General features: G+C 43.6%; 16 protein-coding genes. 4 read left to right on the forward strand and 12 right to left on the reverse strand.

The genetic code is table 11. The features are described from left to right. Positions 1 to 68: 68 nt before the first annotated feature. From V7S65_RS10870 to V7S65_RS10890, 5 genes are all read right to left on the reverse strand, one after another. Entirely contained in the window at positions 69 to 2546 is a 2478-nt protein-coding gene (locus V7S65_RS10870; protein ID WP_079473364.1) for an outer membrane beta-barrel family protein, read from the reverse strand. A gap of 394 nt (positions 2547 to 2940) precedes the next feature. Further along, positions 2941 to 3876 carry a DUF2167 domain-containing protein gene (locus V7S65_RS10875; protein ID WP_336387119.1) on the reverse strand — a complete coding sequence of 312 codons (936 nt, stop codon included), beginning with the start codon at positions 3874 to 3876 and terminating at the stop codon, positions 2941 to 2943. Positions 3877 to 4047: 171 nt separating this feature from the next. Beyond that, on the reverse strand, positions 4048 to 4479 hold the full coding sequence (locus V7S65_RS10880; RefSeq protein WP_336387118.1) for a hemerythrin domain-containing protein: 432 nt from the start codon (positions 4477 to 4479) through the stop codon (positions 4048 to 4050). 9 nt (positions 4480 to 4488) lie between these two features. Next, positions 4489 to 5790 carry a prolipoprotein diacylglyceryl transferase family protein gene (locus tag V7S65_RS10885; RefSeq protein WP_336387117.1) on the reverse strand — a complete coding sequence of 434 codons (1302 nt, stop codon included), beginning with the start codon at positions 5788 to 5790 and terminating at the stop codon, positions 4489 to 4491. A 129-nt stretch (positions 5791 to 5919) separates the two neighbouring features. Beyond that, complete coding sequence (locus tag V7S65_RS10890) at positions 5920 to 6333, reverse strand: BrxA/BrxB family bacilliredoxin (RefSeq protein ID WP_079473509.1); 414 nt, start codon at positions 6331 to 6333, stop codon at positions 5920 to 5922. Between the two features lie 242 nt (positions 6334 to 6575). Here V7S65_RS10890 and V7S65_RS10895 point away from each other — a divergent pair, with 242 nt between their 5' ends. Next, entirely contained in the window at positions 6576 to 7028 is a 453-nt protein-coding gene (locus tag V7S65_RS10895; RefSeq protein WP_079473508.1) for an Hsp20/alpha crystallin family protein, read from the forward strand. Between the two features lie 160 nt (positions 7029 to 7188). Next, entirely contained in the window at positions 7189 to 8022 is an 834-nt protein-coding gene (locus tag V7S65_RS10900; RefSeq protein WP_336387116.1) for a hypothetical protein, read from the forward strand. Positions 8023 to 8402: 380 nt separating this feature from the next. On the opposite strand, the gene V7S65_RS10905 is transcribed toward V7S65_RS10900, so the two are convergent. Beyond that, positions 8403 to 9803 carry an arginine decarboxylase gene (locus tag V7S65_RS10905; RefSeq protein ID WP_079473360.1) on the reverse strand — a complete coding sequence of 467 codons (1401 nt, stop codon included), beginning with the start codon at positions 9801 to 9803 and terminating at the stop codon, positions 8403 to 8405. A gap of 262 nt (positions 9804 to 10065) precedes the next feature. Then, the gene (locus V7S65_RS10910) at positions 10066 to 10692 is read right to left on the reverse strand and encodes a WbqC family protein (protein ID WP_079473359.1); all 627 of its coding nucleotides are present in this window, start codon (positions 10690 to 10692) and stop codon (positions 10066 to 10068) included. A 416-nt stretch (positions 10693 to 11108) separates the two neighbouring features. Here V7S65_RS10910 and V7S65_RS10915 point away from each other — a divergent pair, with 416 nt between their 5' ends. Continuing rightward, on the forward strand, positions 11109 to 11564 hold the full coding sequence (locus V7S65_RS10915; protein ID WP_079473358.1) for an LEA type 2 family protein: 456 nt from the start codon (positions 11109 to 11111) through the stop codon (positions 11562 to 11564). A gap of 18 nt (positions 11565 to 11582) precedes the next feature. Here the strand turns inward: V7S65_RS10915 and V7S65_RS10920 are convergent, their stop codons facing one another. The 3 genes from V7S65_RS10920 to pyrE form a co-directional block, all read right to left on the reverse strand. After that, complete coding sequence (locus tag V7S65_RS10920; RefSeq protein WP_336387115.1) at positions 11583 to 11999, reverse strand: hypothetical protein; 417 nt, start codon at positions 11997 to 11999, stop codon at positions 11583 to 11585. Positions 12000 to 12247: 248 nt separating this feature from the next. Beyond that, complete coding sequence (locus tag V7S65_RS10925; protein ID WP_336387114.1) at positions 12248 to 12625, reverse strand: heavy-metal-associated domain-containing protein; 378 nt, start codon at positions 12623 to 12625, stop codon at positions 12248 to 12250. A gap of 52 nt (positions 12626 to 12677) precedes the next feature. Next, positions 12678 to 13313: an orotate phosphoribosyltransferase gene (gene pyrE / locus V7S65_RS10930; RefSeq protein WP_079473355.1), complete on the reverse strand. Its 636-nt coding sequence runs from the start codon at positions 13311 to 13313 to the stop codon at positions 12678 to 12680. A gap of 135 nt (positions 13314 to 13448) precedes the next feature. On the opposite strand from pyrE, the gene V7S65_RS10935 reads away from it, so the two are divergent. Beyond that, complete coding sequence (locus tag V7S65_RS10935; RefSeq protein ID WP_336387113.1) at positions 13449 to 14069, forward strand: NUDIX hydrolase; 621 nt, start codon at positions 13449 to 13451, stop codon at positions 14067 to 14069. 40 nt (positions 14070 to 14109) lie between these two features. Here V7S65_RS10935 and V7S65_RS10940 read toward each other — a convergent pair whose 3' ends face one another. Continuing rightward, positions 14110 to 14541, reverse strand: a complete 432-nt coding sequence (locus tag V7S65_RS10940) for a hotdog fold thioesterase (RefSeq protein ID WP_079473353.1) — start codon at positions 14539 to 14541, stop codon at positions 14110 to 14112. 18 nt (positions 14542 to 14559) lie between these two features. After that, positions 14560 to 15036, reverse strand: coding sequence for a pantetheine-phosphate adenylyltransferase (gene coaD, locus V7S65_RS10945; RefSeq protein ID WP_079473352.1), 477 nt, complete (start codon positions 15034 to 15036; stop codon positions 14560 to 14562). Between the last annotated feature and the right edge of the window lie 4 nt (positions 15037 to 15040).

The following is a 15040-nucleotide window of genomic DNA, read 5'->3' on the forward strand; positions in this document are numbered from 1 at the left end:
GCCCGGTAAAGGGCCACGTTTTTCCATCCTTATATACCTAAAAAACCATCTTCCCAAACAGGCCCGGCTTAGTTACCGCCCTGTTTTACACGATTTTGTTCCGCTTCCAGTCCGGTTTGACGGCTACGTGCTGCTTTTACATTAGTGTTTCCGAAGCGATAATTAAAGGTCAACCGGAACTGCCGTGCATCCCACTTGCTGGCAACAGAAGTATATCTGCCGGCATTATCAAAGTCGCCACGGAAATAATTGGTTTTAAACACATCTGTTACATTGAGTTTCACAGATCCCTTTCCTTTCAATACTTTCTGCGAAACACCCAGATCCAGGGAGGACATAGATTTCATTTTGAACAGGCCATTCTCTGTTACCTGCGGAGATACATAGAAGAATACTACCTCTGCAGACAAGTCCTTGCTCAGGGTGAATGTTTGCTGGGTGCGTCCGAAGAACCCGGCGGATGACAGTTTCACCTGGTTATCGTTTACCACGGTTTCAAACATTGCGTAAGACACCGACATCGTTGTAAGGCTCATCCACCATTTGGTAATGGGCATCGGTACGGTTACGTTCAGGTTAAAGTTGTCGGCCTTAGCCACGTTCAGGTATTTGTACCGCAGAATGGACGTATCACCGGTAGACTTATCCACATCAGATTCCAGTATCTGGGTCATCATATCTTTTGTATGGGAATACCCTACGGAGGTGATCAGGAAATCCTTAAAAGTATGTGTGATCTCAAAGTTGTTGGAATACTGTGGCTTCAGGTTTGGATTACCAGATTCCTTTGTATACCTGTCCAGGTAAAATTCAAACGGATTCAGATCTTCATAGCTCGGACGCTGGATGCGGCGGCTGTAGGTCAGTCCCAGCGTGTTGTCTTTATTCAGTTTATACGTCAGCGCCATGCTGGGGAACAGGTTGAAGTAAGTAGAATCGTTCTTCACTTCTATCTCCTGCTGATTCTTCGTGGATACCGATGTACCGGTGATGTGCGTTTGTTCTCCACGTAATCCCAGCTGTACATTTACTTTTTTGAATTGCTTGTTGAAGTTGATATATGCCGCATTCACATTTTCCTTATAAATAAAGTGGTTGGAGCGGTTTTCATCCAGCACCCAGTTGCCCATTCTCAGGGAATCAAAGCGCGCATCGTTATCTGTTTTCACAAAGCTCACCTTAACACCGGCTTCAAATTTTGCCTGGTTTTTCAGCGGATGTATGTAATCAATTTTTGCAGTTTTAATGTCGATGCTGGAAGGCTGATTGTTACGGGAAGTATCGCTGCCCAGGAAACCTTTTTCAGCGCCATCGCGGGACATTGCGTATATAGTAGCATGTTGCGCATCTTTATTTTTTGCGTAATCCAGGTCAATATTCAGTTCCTTGCCAGTAGTATCCAGGATACCGCGGTAGTTTAAATTGAAGGCATTCCTGTTCCAGTTTTTAGCATCGTTGGTGTTGGTTTTCAGGATAGAATCCACCCTGTTGCCATTGCCTATACGGGTGGTGGCAAAGCTGGGGACGTTACGGTCGCCACCGGATAAATCCGCCATTACACCAATCGTATGTCCTTTACTGATAAAATAGTCCGCTCCTATTTTACCTGCTTTGTAATTGGATTTTGTATGCATATTGTTTACCTGGTCGTATACGCTGAGCTGGTTCTTTTCTGAGATAGAGCGGTAAATGCCCAGGTCTTGCTGTTGCTCGCGGTGGCTGTAATTACCGGAACCATATATATTGAACTTTTCGTTGCGGTGGTTCAGGTTCAGCGCACCGTTCCAGCGGGGCCAGAAACCATAGCCGGCGCCTACAGTTACATTACCGTTGGTACCGTAGCTGGTGTTCTTCTTCAGTTTAAGGTTAATGATTCCCGCGTTGCCGGCTGCATCATACTTGGCGGAAGGATTAGCTATCAGCTCAATCTGATCAACATTGGTGGCTGGCATGCTTTTCAGCAGCTCGGCAACATCCTGGGAACTCATATTGGTTGGTTTGCCATCTATCATGATCTGTACGCCGCTCTTGCCTTTCATGGAAATGTTACCGTCTTTATCCACTGTTACGGTAGGCGATTTTTCCAGTACTTCCATAGCGGAACCGCCGGATGCGGTGATGCTGCTTTCCACATTCACCACCATTTTATCAGCTTTCTGCTCTACAAAGGGTTTGCGGGCGGTTACGTCTACTCCTTTTAAGGTTTTGGAAGCGGCTTCCAGTGTTACAGCCGGCACTTTTATGGAGCTGGCGGCTACTTCAAAAGCGGGGCTGTAACGTTTGGTCATACCAACTGAAACCGCAGCAACCAGGTATTTACCCTGCTTTACCTGCTCAAATTCATATTTACCGTCTATATCTGCGATGGCTCCCTTTACTAAAGAGGAGTCTTTTGCTTTTAATAAGGTTACAGTAGCAAACTCTACAGGTTTGTTGCCAGACTGTGTTATTTGTCCGGCTACTTTTGGGGCATTCTGCGCAAATGAGGTCAAAGCAGTAACTAACATGCTCATTGTTAATGTTATAGCTTTAAAACTTGCTTTCATATAAGGGTGATTTAGAGTTTAAATTGTGGTCGATTAGATTTTTAGTTCCTTAGCTTGTATACTACAGTAGTTAAACCACTACATTAGATTAACTACTACGATGTAAAAGTAGGTATTATGTATTACACAGTACATAGCATTACACAAACGGTTTATAAGCAGTGATGAATGGTAAAAAGCTATGGAACGATTAAAAAGACGACTGGGGGAAAGGAATGTTGCACAGGGATAGACGCTATTTAAAATAGCGGTGTTAATGGAGGATGACCGGTATTATATAAGGACGGAGGCGGGTATTTACAAACAGGAAGGAGGCCATTGGCCTTGTATCTTTTTCAGGGTTAGCAGTAACTATTGTATTTTTTGGGGAGATGGAAAACGGCACCGGCCCTTATTAATTCAGGCGCTCATCCACTTTGATGATTTTCCGGTAACCGGACTTCCGCCGGTGGTGATAATAGTTCATACCATAAACAAACAATGCCATACACAACATTACCAGCAGCATGGAAAGGGTGCTTCTTACTCCAAGTAACAGGTTATCAATCGATAGCATTCTGCTGGCCACAGATTCGGTGGCAGGTACCCAACGGGAAGACTGATCAGTACGGGGATTATAGTCGGCATAACCGTTTCCCGGCGCGAAACGCGCCGCAGCAGCTACAATGGCTAATTGTTGCTTCATCTGCTCCAGCTCCGTTACCTTACCAATAGCCGTAAAACAGAGTACCCCCTTTCTTCCTAATAATCTTAATTCATAATTCAGCATGGATGGCTCGTTCTTACCAAAATGTAAAATGCGGGCCCAGTGTAAGGAGTGATTGTCTTTATTATAATAAGGAGCAAAGGCCCAGTCCATACCGGAAATCTGGCCGGTTCCCTTACCACTGCGTAACAGGTTATCGTTTTTCAGCTCTTCTTTCATCTCCGCCAGCAACTTCGTGTAATCAATTTTGCGGATCTCTGATTCTTCCATATAACCCGAAGGCTCAAAAGAAATCACGAAACCGTGGAAATCTTTATCCATCGGTCCTACCCGGGCGGGCAACAATACACCGAGCGTATTCGGATTTTCCGGGTTGCCCCACAAACGCTCCACCAGCACACGGCTCTGCGCAGCATCGAGCAGGCGGTAACCTTCCGGTACATTTAATATAGTACCCTGACCTAACTCTTGTTCACCTGCTTTATAATAAAAAGAAGCAGCCACTATTTCAGACGAATCCAGCTTATCATACCGGCTAAGACTGTCCTCCCTGGATAGGCCCAGGGTTTTGAGGCTGACAGTTAAGCAACTAAACACAACTAAGCTGTAAAAAAACGTACGCATAACTCAAATTGAATAGCCCCAGGTAAATTTACCAGCCTAACAAACAAGGATAAATCGCTATAAGATATACAGATAATTATTGAGACAATATTACAGATACATAATGCTGCTATAACTCCGGTGAAAAATTAGTGCTTAAATTAAAAACCGGCAATAACACGTTAAATACATTTATGGGTTTTCCAGTTTGAGGTGATCGAGGATATCCGGAAGCTCCAGTTGCAGCAGTTCAAAAAACTCCCGCTCTTCCTTGCGGATATGCGCTTCCAGGCTGCATGCCAGCACATCCATCGCCGCATCCATATCGTTGCTGTCTGTAAGGGTACTATACATACGGGAAATAATCAGGTGTTCTTCCTGCAGCTCCCGGATCATGGCATCAATCGCTTTGTTTTTACCGGCACACTTCTCAAAAAGATATTCTTCCTTTTGAATATGCGGAACCATCAGCTCCTGGAATACTTTTATGATATACTCAAATCTTGCCTGTGTTTCCAGTGGGAAGCCCTCGTATGGTGCAGCATCTTTTTTCAGGTAGCGGCATACCAATAAAAGGCGCTTGTGCTCGTGCGACAAGGGCACTAATGAAGAGTGACGTTGCATATACTATAATCAGGAAAGCTTATTTGCAGCAGTATTATTTTTACGATAGATGCCAATCAGTATAATACCACCAATTACCAGGAGCGTGGAAATGATTTCTGCCTGGGTGGGATGAAAGCCAAAAATATCATACCTCGTATCTACCCTGATCTTCTCTATAAAGAATCTTTCTACACCATTTAATATCAGGTAGATACCAAAAATTACGCCCGGAATCTTTATTCTTTTGCGGATAGCCCAGAGAACGCCGAACAAAGCCAGGCAAACGATAATTTCATATAACGGTGTAGGATATACGGCAATAGGTAATACTTTACAATAGGGACCATCACAACCGGCAATCTGTACGCCTTCTTTAATAACGTTATGCGGGTAGCCATAGGCAAACAGCCAATCCGGTAAAAAGCCCAGTGCAGCCGGTTTTTCAAACGCTGCATGCGGGATCTTCTCTACGGTAGCGTATTGTTGCTGAAAGAACCCTGCGTTTTTCTGAACCATGTCCTGGAATGCAGCAGGCGCCATTTTCACGGTGTGGCCGGTATTGGTGTCCACCGCATAAGCACTGTTGTAAATACCCCAGTCTCCATCCCCTGAAAAATGACAACCCATTCTTCCGATAGCGTAAGCCAGCATCAGCGCAGGCGCGGCGCTGTCGATCAACGCACGGATATTGAACTGTTTTTTACGCGCATAACTGATGATCACGATAGCCGCTACAATCAGCCCGCCGTAAAAGGTAAGTCCGCTGAAAGACAACAAAGCCCCGATGGGGTCCTGTACAAAGTCGTTCCAGTTTTCAAGATTGTGAAATATTTTAGCGCCGAGCAATCCGGCAATAGCCGCCATCACAATGATATCCGGCACGCGGTGGTGTGGCATTACCAGCACCGTTTCTTCTTTAGGTTTAGGGAGCGCCTGTTTCTTTTTGGTGTAATATTTATATCCGGCCATCGCTGCAGCTACCAGGATACCGGCAAAAAAACTGCCCTGTCCTGAAAACACAAACGACTGTAAATCCTGCGAAGCGGTGTCCCACTGAAAAAAGATCCCGAGGATTTTGTATCCTATAATAAACCCTACCACGGCATTTCCTATCAGTTCTCCCTGGGAAGCCGGCAGCCCTGTTACTACTTTTTCAGGCACACCTTTCAGCAACCCAAGTGCTTCATAGCGTTTCAATTCACGCGTTAAAATATAGGCGCCGGCCAGAAAGGCTATTGCCACAAAAAAGCCAAACGTCTGGAAAATCTTTAAAAACGGAATCTCTAAGCCAAGCAGATCTCTGAACGCGTAATATAAATTAGGATACATAGCCGAAAAAAAATTGGTGATCTGAATCTTCCTATGAACAAAGCCGAATTTAATCAAAAGGAAAATCAAACCACCAAAGTACGATGCAATTTCGAATTTCTAAATTGGAATTTAGAAAATTTGAAATATTTAGCAATGCTGCTCAAAAGCGTCAGCCAGGTTCGCAGCAATCATTTGCGCAGAACGGCCTTCGATCATGTGGCGCTCAATAAAATGCACCAATTCACCATTTTTAAACAGTGCTATCGCCGGAGAAGAAGGAGGATAAGGCATCAGATGCGAACGGATCTGTCTTACTGCTTCGCCATCAAAACCTGCAAAGCTGGTAGTCAGCCTGTCTGGTTTCTTTTCGCTGTGTGCTACCGCCAGCAATACACCCGGACGGGCAGTACCTGCAGAGCAACCACATACAGAATTGATTACTACCAGGGTAGTTCCTTCTTTCTGCAATGTGTTATCAACGCTTTCAGGTGTCAGCAATTCTTCAAATCCGTTATCTGTTAATTCCGCCTTCATAGGCATTACTAGTTCCGCTGGATACATATAATAAGAGTTTTTTCTGTTTATATTTTTTACAAAGTTAGTTATATGTACCCAGAAAGTAAAAAAATGGATATAGATATAGACTTTTTGACACAAAACATACAATCAAAATGACACTATGTCATAATCTGTAACTTTTTTACTAACAAAATAGCAGTTTTTATGGCATGGTATCCCATTTGATCTGTACCAGCTATCAAACAATAAAAATTGATTTCACACTAAAAAAATTTATAGCAACTATGACACACATTAAATTTAACCACAGCCCGCTTCCCAAATCATTTGGTGGATTAGTAGAAGATATTCTCAACGGAGGATTGAATAAGTATGTAAAAGATGATTTTCTGACCAACGATTACTTTACCACCCATCCTCCGGTAAATATCGTGGAAACACCCGAAGCTTTCTTACTCGACGTAGTAGCTCCAGGCTTTTCTAAAGAAGATTTCAAGATCAGTGCAGATGATAAAGCAATTACCATCAGCGCAGAAAAGAAAGCAGAAACAAAGAATGAAGGTGACAAACAGGTACGCCGTGAGTTCAGCTTCAAATCTTTCAAACGCTCCTTCACTATCAGTGAACTGGTAGATGCAGGCAAGATCAACGCGAAATACGATAATGGAGTCCTGAAAGTAACCCTGGGTAAAAAGGAAAACAAACAGGATGCCCCTAAAGAAATAGTAGTGGAATAAGGGAAGCAGGGCTTCCTGTAAAAAGGAGGCCCGCTGTGTAACAAGAGGGTTTAAAAAAGGGATGCCTGCAAAGGCGTCCCTTTTTTTGTGTATAATTCACACGAACGTTGAATCTGCCGTTGTTTATTATACGATAATTTGCCTCCCTAAGCACGCACTCATGGCAAAGCTCTTCCCGAAAAGCTGGTTACTCATAAAAAGCATTTACCTGAACACTGAAAAAACAGTGATAGGCAACCTGCTTCTTCATACAGAAAATACATACGAACAGGCGAAAATCAAACTGATCTTTGATTATGCCTTCTTCTATATTATGCTGCTCCTGAGCTTCCTTTTTGTAAATATGCTCAGCCAGAACACGGTGAATATGATCATCATTCCCATGATCATCCTCGATCTGGTCGTTTGCCTTTTACTGCTGAAGAAAGGCATAAGTGCCAGAACGGTTGGCTTGTTTGCTTCCTTTTCCACCCTGATCCTTCCAATCCTTTCCTCCTTACTGAACAACCAGGACCTCGGCCCCAAATACGTACTCATATGGGTAATGAGCATCCTGGTCTGCTATATTACCGTGAACCTGTCCACCGCCCTCATCTGGAGCCTGATCCTCTGCGCCTATCTCATAACCGTTGCCTGGATCAAGATCAATAATGTGGTCATATTCGTTACGCCAGGTTATTCATCTGCTTTTCAATACCTGGCTAATCCGTTTACAGTAGGCATGTACCTGCTGTTCTTTATCAGGGCGCTGGGTCAATACTATCGTAACCTTATTTCTATGGAACAAATGAGAACTGCCGAAAAACAAAAACAACATCTATCATTGATCAATCAACACCTGACCAAGCAGTTTTTACTGGTAAAAGGATTTTCGGCCTCCGGGAAGACAGCTATTTTGAAAGGAGAAACCGAGTTGCTGGAAAGCTGTTTCATCGAAATTGAAAAACATTGCGGCTCCGCTATTGACTACCTCAATGATTCTCAGGCGAAATAGTACCTACACATCTGTGTTATAAAAGAATGCCGGCATATTGATACTATTCCAGCTATACTAATATGTAAATATTACCATTTGCTGCGTTTCCCGACATTATGATAATAAATTCATCATTCTTCATCAAATCGGGTTAAAAACAGATTAGAAAAAATTACAACTTTTAGGGCTTACTGATACCTGCCTATAACGCTATCTTTGTAAGATCAAATATTCATCTCCTATTTTCCTTATGCCGGATGAATATCATCTAACCTATGCCATGATAGGGCTTTCAGTAAAATGAAAGCCTTTTTTTATCAAACTGAGAGAAAAAAAATGAAAAAAATAAGCCCCCCGAATAATCGGGGGGCTTTCAGTAGGATTACTAACCCATTTTTTTAATAACCCAAAATCTTCAACATGCTCTGGGCGGTTTGCTCTTTGGCATATAACCAATCTTTCAACTGCCCGTTCTTGTCGTATCCCACAATCACATGTTTGGGTGAAGGAATAAGACAGTGTTTGATGCCTCCGTATCCGCTCAGCTGGTCCTGGTAGGCCCCTGTATGGAAAAATCCGATGTACAGCGGCTCTCCGGATGCTTGTTGCTTTGGCAGGAATACAGCGTTAATATGTTCTTCAGATGTATAAAAATCGTAGCCGTCACAGGTAAGTCCACCGAGATGTACCTCCTGGTATTCCTGGTCCCATTTATTAATAGGCAACATCAGGAACTTCTCTCCAATACCCCACGTATCAGGTAAGGTAGTAATGAAAGAACTATCGATCATGTACCAGGACTCCCTGTCATTCTGCATTTTCTCACCTATCACACTATAGATCACCGCGCCGCTTTCGCCTACGGTAAAGGAACCAAACTCTGTGTAAATATTCGGTACAGGTACCTTATTCTTTTTACACATGCTCTTAATGTTGGCCACAATTTCGTTTACGATATAGTTGTAATCATAATCGAAGCCCAAAGAGTGCTTGATCGGGAATCCGCCTCCGATATTGATGCTGTCCAGTTCAGGGCAGATCTTTTTCAGCTGGCAATAGAGATTTATTACGCGGTTAAACTGGCTCCAGTAATAAATATCATCCTTAATCCCTTTATTCATGAAGAAGTGCAGCATTTTCAGCTCAAACTTCTCATTACCCTTTATTTTATCTACATAATATTCAAGGATATCGCGCGGAGGAATACCCAGCCTGGAGGTATAAAAGTCGAAACTTGGCTCCTCTTCTGCAGCTACCCTCAATCCCAGCTTCACCTTATCCTTACTCCTGATATTCCGCTTATAATCTTCCAGCTCTTCCTTGTTATCCAGGATCGGCAGCACATTTTTAAATCCGCTGTTGATCAGTCGCGCTATTGCCCTGGTATAAGCTTTGGTTTTAAAACCATTACAAATAACATAGGTTTCCTTATTTATCTTCTTACGCTCATATAATTTATTGACGATATCAATATCATAAGCAAAAGAAGTTTCAATATGTACCCCATGCTTCAGGGTTTCCTCCATAATAAAGGAGAAATGCGAACTTTTGGTACAGTAGCAGTAAAAATACTCACCGTCGTACCTGTTCTTCTTAATGGCGTCATGGAACATTTTCTTCGCCTTGTTAATCTGCATCCCGATTTTAGGCAGGAAGGTCAGTTTAAAGGGTGTTCCATATTTGTCTATCAATGCCTTTATATCCAAACCATTAAATTCCAGGTAGTTATCTTTTACTTCAAAGCCCTCCTGGGGAAATTCAAAGGTCTGTTTTACCAGGTCTGTGTAGGTGTTGTTCATTTAGTACTGCAAATGAATTTTAGGAATTAGTAATAGAAAAAAATAACAGGATAACAATCCTTTTTTCCCCTCACTGGGAAACTCCTGGTTTACACACCTACGTCAGTTCGAACCCCAGCAAAATAGGTTGCAAATCTAAAGATTTTGTTGATTGCCACCTTAATTTTTTTCGGGAGGTATTCATGGAAAAAGCACAATTACCCGGGCAAATATACAAACAATTACAGGCCAACAAGTTAAATAATATTATTCACTATTTTATTTAGCCCTTTTTCAGCACTTCCAGAGACTGTTTTCCTTCGCAGAAAAGCAGGTCCAGGATACTGAGCCCGGGTATGAAGCCGGTACGCTCCTGGAACACCTGTGTATAGCCGGGCTCGCCTGCCGTAACCGGTCCCGGCAGTATGCTTTCCCGGGCATCCGTTACACCGGACACTTCCTTTTCATAACTTTCGGTATAGATAATTGGCACCTCAATGCCGAGCTTGCTATTCATCCATTCGAAACATGCCAGGTTCCAATCCATTAAAAATTGAAAGGGGGTTTCAAACAAACCCTGCAGATCTGCCTCGTAATATTCAAACCACGGAGACCGCCTGTAAGCAGACACCAGCGTTTTCCAATGCAAGCCCTGCCATTTCTCCTCATTACTGATCCTTACATCCTTCATCACCGTCCGCTGATTCTTTCCTCTTGCCAAAGGCACACTTAAAATCATCCGGCCGTTTGGTCCGGCAACGTAACAACGGTTCCTGTAACTGAGCTTTTGATAGTGCTCATATTTCTCAATCTTTAATATGTCGTGCTTTACTAAAGTCTTATATGAATCAATTGGTGGAAAATATTGAGATTCAATCAATAATACCTTCCCTTTTGCATTCTCTGTCATAATGTCAAAATTTTAGGCGCAGGTGTTGGAATTCCGTTAGTTTCACCTGACAATCACTTATACATAAATACTTAACAATTAACTTTAAGTAGGTGATAAACAATTCATAGAATTATTAATCATATGCTAAATAAATTAGCATACACCACTTTCAGCAAATGATCACCGAAATGCAAAAATACTAAAGAAATTAGTGGCTTTTTTGTTCAATTTTAGCGAACTCAGGAAGAATCACGAAGATAGCATATTTCTTTAAACCAAAGCTTTATTTATATGTGTTTTATGCATTAATTATTTAAGCGGTCTCCCCCGTTTTTAAAATTGGGTCCGTTAAAAGTTTCCCAATTCCCCCCCGATTTTTTGATAACTAAAAGCTTTGCAGTAGGTTTACAAAAATTAAAATACCTGGTCAACTAATGAAAGTGTTCCGATTATTAGCCGCTGTTTTTCTTATCTGGGGAGTAGCAAGCTCCTGCGAAAAAAACAAGGATATTCAGTTTGTGAGAGTAGCCGGTATCAGTATGGATGAGCTGGGCATGTCCAAAAGTATTGTACGGATGACTCTGGCATATTATAATCCGAACAACTATCGCCTTCAGTTAAAAGATGCCAACTTCGACCTGTTTTTTGATGACACCCAGGTAGGTCACTCCCTCCAGGATACCACCATTTCCATCCCGGCAAGGGATACTTTTTACTTCCCCGTAAAACTGGAAGTAAACATGGCCAACGTATTCAAAAATGCATTAAGCGCTTTCGCCAATAAAGAAGTAACCATCAAAGCCACGGGAAATTGTAAAGTAGGTAAGGCTGGTATTTTTCTTCCTTTCCCGATAAAATGCGAAACCAAACAAGCCCTGAATTTCTTCTAATCCGGCCGGCCCGGTTTATTAGCCGCGTTTCAATAAGGCAATAATTTCCAGAATATGCCCGCTTTCGTCCGTACTCCTGAGCGGAGACAGCCGTAAGCCTTTTCTTAATCCGTTCAGATCCTCCAACAGGTTTCCCGTTAATAAATGATGTTGCGAAGCTATCCAATAAGCCAGCGCCGTTTTAAGCGCCGATGCCTTTACCCGGAAAGTATGCGGACTGTAACGCCCCGGATGCACGTGGATATAATTAGCCTTATCTCCTGCCAACCGCAATATCCACACGGAAGTATCGGATAAAACCACGGTGGCATAACCATCACTTTTCGCCAGGAATGCCTCATATGCTTCTCTCGTATCTACCCCGGCCCGTTTTAACTGCGTCCTTATTTCATCAAAAATAGCCTCCATCGCCAGCGGACCTGCATACATATCCATCTGCGAGCCTCCCAGCGAAAGCAGGCGCGTATTTATTTCGGCAGGATCTGATTGGGAAAGTGTTTGCTGAAGTGCGGAAAGATGATGCTTCAGCGGATTAAAGAGTATTGGAATAACGGAATGCTTTAGGGAGTGAGCTTTTCAGGTAAGGCGGGTACAGCCGGCACCTGCTTCCGGCTACGTCAGAAAACAGTTCAGCCTTTAGTAAACCAGCAAACCGCCGGACACCAAAGGCTGAAACAGGCTGATTAATGCTTTTTCTTCGGATCCATACCGCCACCATCTTCCGGCTTCTTGCAGCAGGTAGGTAATTTGGCGTAAGATTCCGGGTTGGCAATTACATTATCCGCATCATACCCTGCATTGGCAATACCCGTTTTGATATTCTCAATGTTGGTACGGTCGGTATAGTACTTCACCGTGGTAATATGCTTCTTGAAATCCACTTTCACGGACTGTACGCCCTCTTCGTGCGACATATACCGCTCAATACGGTTTTTGCACGACTCACACTGCACAGTAGGTGTGCTGATCTTCGCTGTTTCCACAGCCTTCTGCTTTTGCTGCGCCATTGCCACGCCTACGCCGGCAAACAGGAACAACACTACTAATTTTAGGATACGCATAGTTGTAATATTAATACCCGAATATACAAAAAAAGTGATATACAATTTTCAGCTACCTGCCCCACTGATCAGGCGCGGTTCTCCATGCCTGCAGCGTAGCTATTTCATCGGCAGATACAATACCTTTTTCCTCTGCAAGCGCAATCATCGCGGAATAGTTGCTCAGCGAATAAAATGGTACGCCGGCTGCTTCAAAAGCTTTTACCGCCACATCAAAACCATAGTTGAAGATAGACACCATGCCGATCACTTCCCCGCCAGCTGCACGAATGGCCTGCACCGCTTCCAGGCTGCTTTTACCTGTAGAAATCAGGTCTTCAATTACCACCACAGGCTGACCGGGTTGCAATACCCCTTCAATCTGGTTACCCATACCATGCTCTTTCGGCTTGGATCTTACATAAATAAACGGCAGCTTCAGCTGATCTGCTATCAGCGCCCCGTGTGGAATACCTGCGGTAGCCACCCCTGCAATCACGGCTGCATCAGGGAAGGTTTCAAACACCAGGTTGCACAACTCTGATTTAATATAGTCGCGCACATAAGGGAAAGATAAGATCTTCCTGTTATCGCAATAGATCGGTGATTTCCAGCCGGAAGCCCATGTAAAAGGCTGTGCAGGGCTTAACTTCACGGCCTGCACCTGCAGTAACTTTTCTGCAACTTGTTTTTCGCTTACTTTATTCATACAACCGCCAAAAGTACTATCATTTTATTCAATTTACGAATTACAATAAACGAATTTACAGAGAGCGCCGGCAATACGTTTCCATCTCCCTAAATTCTCAATTCGTAATTCATAATTCATAATTACATTTGCGGCATGCAAGCAAATATTACGATCTATCTCAACGAGCGCCCACTCCTGCTGAGTGCCGATACCACTACCATCCCGGCCCACTTTAACGGCGCCAAAGTATACGATAACCCGGATACCAAAAAGATGGAAAATGTATTGCAGAAACTGGAAGATGGGAAAAAAAACGCGGCAGTGTTTATTGCACCGGATGTAAAACAACTTTTTAAGAAAGTATCGCTGCATTTTACTACCCTTGTAGCTGCCGGTGGACTGATTACCAATCCCGCCGGTGAAGTGCTCATGATGTTCCGCCGCGGCAAATGGGACCTGCCAAAAGGGAAACGGGATCCGGGAGAAGACCTCGAAACCTGCGCCTTACGGGAAGTAGCGGAAGAAACGGGCCTGCACAACGTTTCGCTGGAACACAAAATCACAGAAACGTTTCACTACTACCCCATGAAAAATAAGAAAGTATTAAAACATACCTACTGGTACCGGATGTTGTTCATCGGAACAGAACTAACAGTGCCGCAAATAGAAGAAGATATCCAGGACCTGCAATGGATCAAACCGGAAAACGTGGATAAATACCTGAAATATTCCTACGAAAATATCAGGGAAGTTTTCAGGGCTGCAGAAATGTAACATTACTTAGTTCCGCTTCCCAGCGGAACTAAGCATTCCTTTATCGTTTAGCCAGTATGGCTACGGTAAGCCGGCTTACACATACCAGCTTATGGTGATCGTCGGTAATGCGGATGTCCCACACATGACTGGTGCTTCCGATATGCAATGGCCGCGCACACGCGTGCACATAGCCTTCTTTCACACCCCTTATATGGTTAGCATTGATTTCCATCCCTACACAGATCTGCTTCTCCGGATCTATGATCAGTCCGGATGCCATACTGCCCACCGTTTCCGCCAGCGCCGCAGATGCGCCACCATGCAGTAACCCATAGGGTTGTATAGTCCTGTGATCTACCGGCATCATCATTTTAAGATAGTCCGGACCAATCTCCGTAAACTCCATGCCCAAACAGGTAGCCATAGTGGAGCCTCCCATTTCATTCAAATCGTCCAGAGAAATCTTAGTATTGTGCCAGATCGTTTTCATATTATCTGCTTTATAAAATTATTTCTTCGTGCGTTTGATGCCTTCCAGCACTGCCGCCGGCAGGAAAGGCGACACATCTCCCCCATATTTATAAATATCCCTCACCAGGGTTGATGCAATACTGGAGTACTGTGGAACAGTGGTTAAAAAGATGGTTTCAATGCCCGGCGCCACCGTACGGTTCACATCCGCAATGGCCTTTTCATATTCAAAATCGCTCACGTAACGGATCCCCCGCAAAATAAAACGGGCGTCTAACTGCTTGCAGAAATCAATGGTCAGTCCTGAGTAAGAAGCCACTTCTACCCGCGGATCATCTTTATAGATCTCCCTGATCCAGCTCATCCGCTCTTCCAGTGCAAACATAGGGGTTTTACTGCTGTTAACCCCGATGCCAATCACAAGGCGGTCAAACAGATCAAGCCCACGGTTAATTACATCCGTATGTCCCAGCGTAATTGGGTCAAATGTACCCGGGAATAAACAAGTCCTCATAAGG

Origin of the sequence: Chitinophaga sp. CCNWYY40 (genome assembly GCF_037483205.1) — a bacterium.
GTDB lineage: Bacteria > Bacteroidota > Bacteroidia > Chitinophagales > Chitinophagaceae > Chitinophaga > Chitinophaga ginsengisegetis.

Excerpts from the sequence above, each read along its gene's own strand:
- V7S65_RS10910 (WP_079473359.1), bottom strand. The coding sequence starts at position 10,692 with ATGACAGAGAATGCAAAAGGGAAGGTATTATTGATTGAATCTCAATAT.
- V7S65_RS10870 (WP_079473364.1), bottom strand. The coding sequence starts at position 2,546 with ATGAAAGCAAGTTTTAAAGCTATAACATTAACAATGAGCATGTTAGTT.
- V7S65_RS10925 (WP_336387114.1), bottom strand. The coding sequence starts at position 12,625 with ATGCGTATCCTAAAATTAGTAGTGTTGTTCCTGTTTGCCGGCGTAGGC.
- coaD (WP_079473352.1), bottom strand. The coding sequence starts at position 15,036 with ATGAGGACTTGTTTATTCCCGGGTACATTTGACCCAATTACGCTGGGA.
- pyrE (WP_079473355.1), bottom strand. The coding sequence starts at position 13,313 with ATGAATAAAGTAAGCGAAAAACAAGTTGCAGAAAAGTTACTGCAGGTG.
- V7S65_RS10900 (WP_336387116.1), top strand. The coding sequence starts at position 7,189 with ATGGCAAAGCTCTTCCCGAAAAGCTGGTTACTCATAAAAAGCATTTAC.
- V7S65_RS10890 (WP_079473509.1), bottom strand. The coding sequence starts at position 6,333 with ATGTATCCAGCGGAACTAGTAATGCCTATGAAGGCGGAATTAACAGAT.
- V7S65_RS10885 (WP_336387117.1), bottom strand. The coding sequence starts at position 5,790 with ATGTATCCTAATTTATATTACGCGTTCAGAGATCTGCTTGGCTTAGAG.
- V7S65_RS10920 (WP_336387115.1), bottom strand. The coding sequence starts at position 11,999 with ATGGATATGTATGCAGGTCCGCTGGCGATGGAGGCTATTTTTGATGAA.
- V7S65_RS10895 (WP_079473508.1), top strand. The coding sequence starts at position 6,576 with ATGACACACATTAAATTTAACCACAGCCCGCTTCCCAAATCATTTGGT.
- V7S65_RS10935 (WP_336387113.1), top strand. The coding sequence starts at position 13,449 with ATGCAAGCAAATATTACGATCTATCTCAACGAGCGCCCACTCCTGCTG.
- V7S65_RS10880 (WP_336387118.1), bottom strand. The coding sequence starts at position 4,479 with ATGCAACGTCACTCTTCATTAGTGCCCTTGTCGCACGAGCACAAGCGC.
- V7S65_RS10940 (WP_079473353.1), bottom strand. The coding sequence starts at position 14,541 with ATGAAAACGATCTGGCACAATACTAAGATTTCTCTGGACGATTTGAAT.
- V7S65_RS10905 (WP_079473360.1), bottom strand. The coding sequence starts at position 9,803 with ATGAACAACACCTACACAGACCTGGTAAAACAGACCTTTGAATTTCCC.
- V7S65_RS10915 (WP_079473358.1), top strand. The coding sequence starts at position 11,109 with ATGAAAGTGTTCCGATTATTAGCCGCTGTTTTTCTTATCTGGGGAGTA.
- V7S65_RS10875 (WP_336387119.1), bottom strand. The coding sequence starts at position 3,876 with ATGCGTACGTTTTTTTACAGCTTAGTTGTGTTTAGTTGCTTAACTGTC.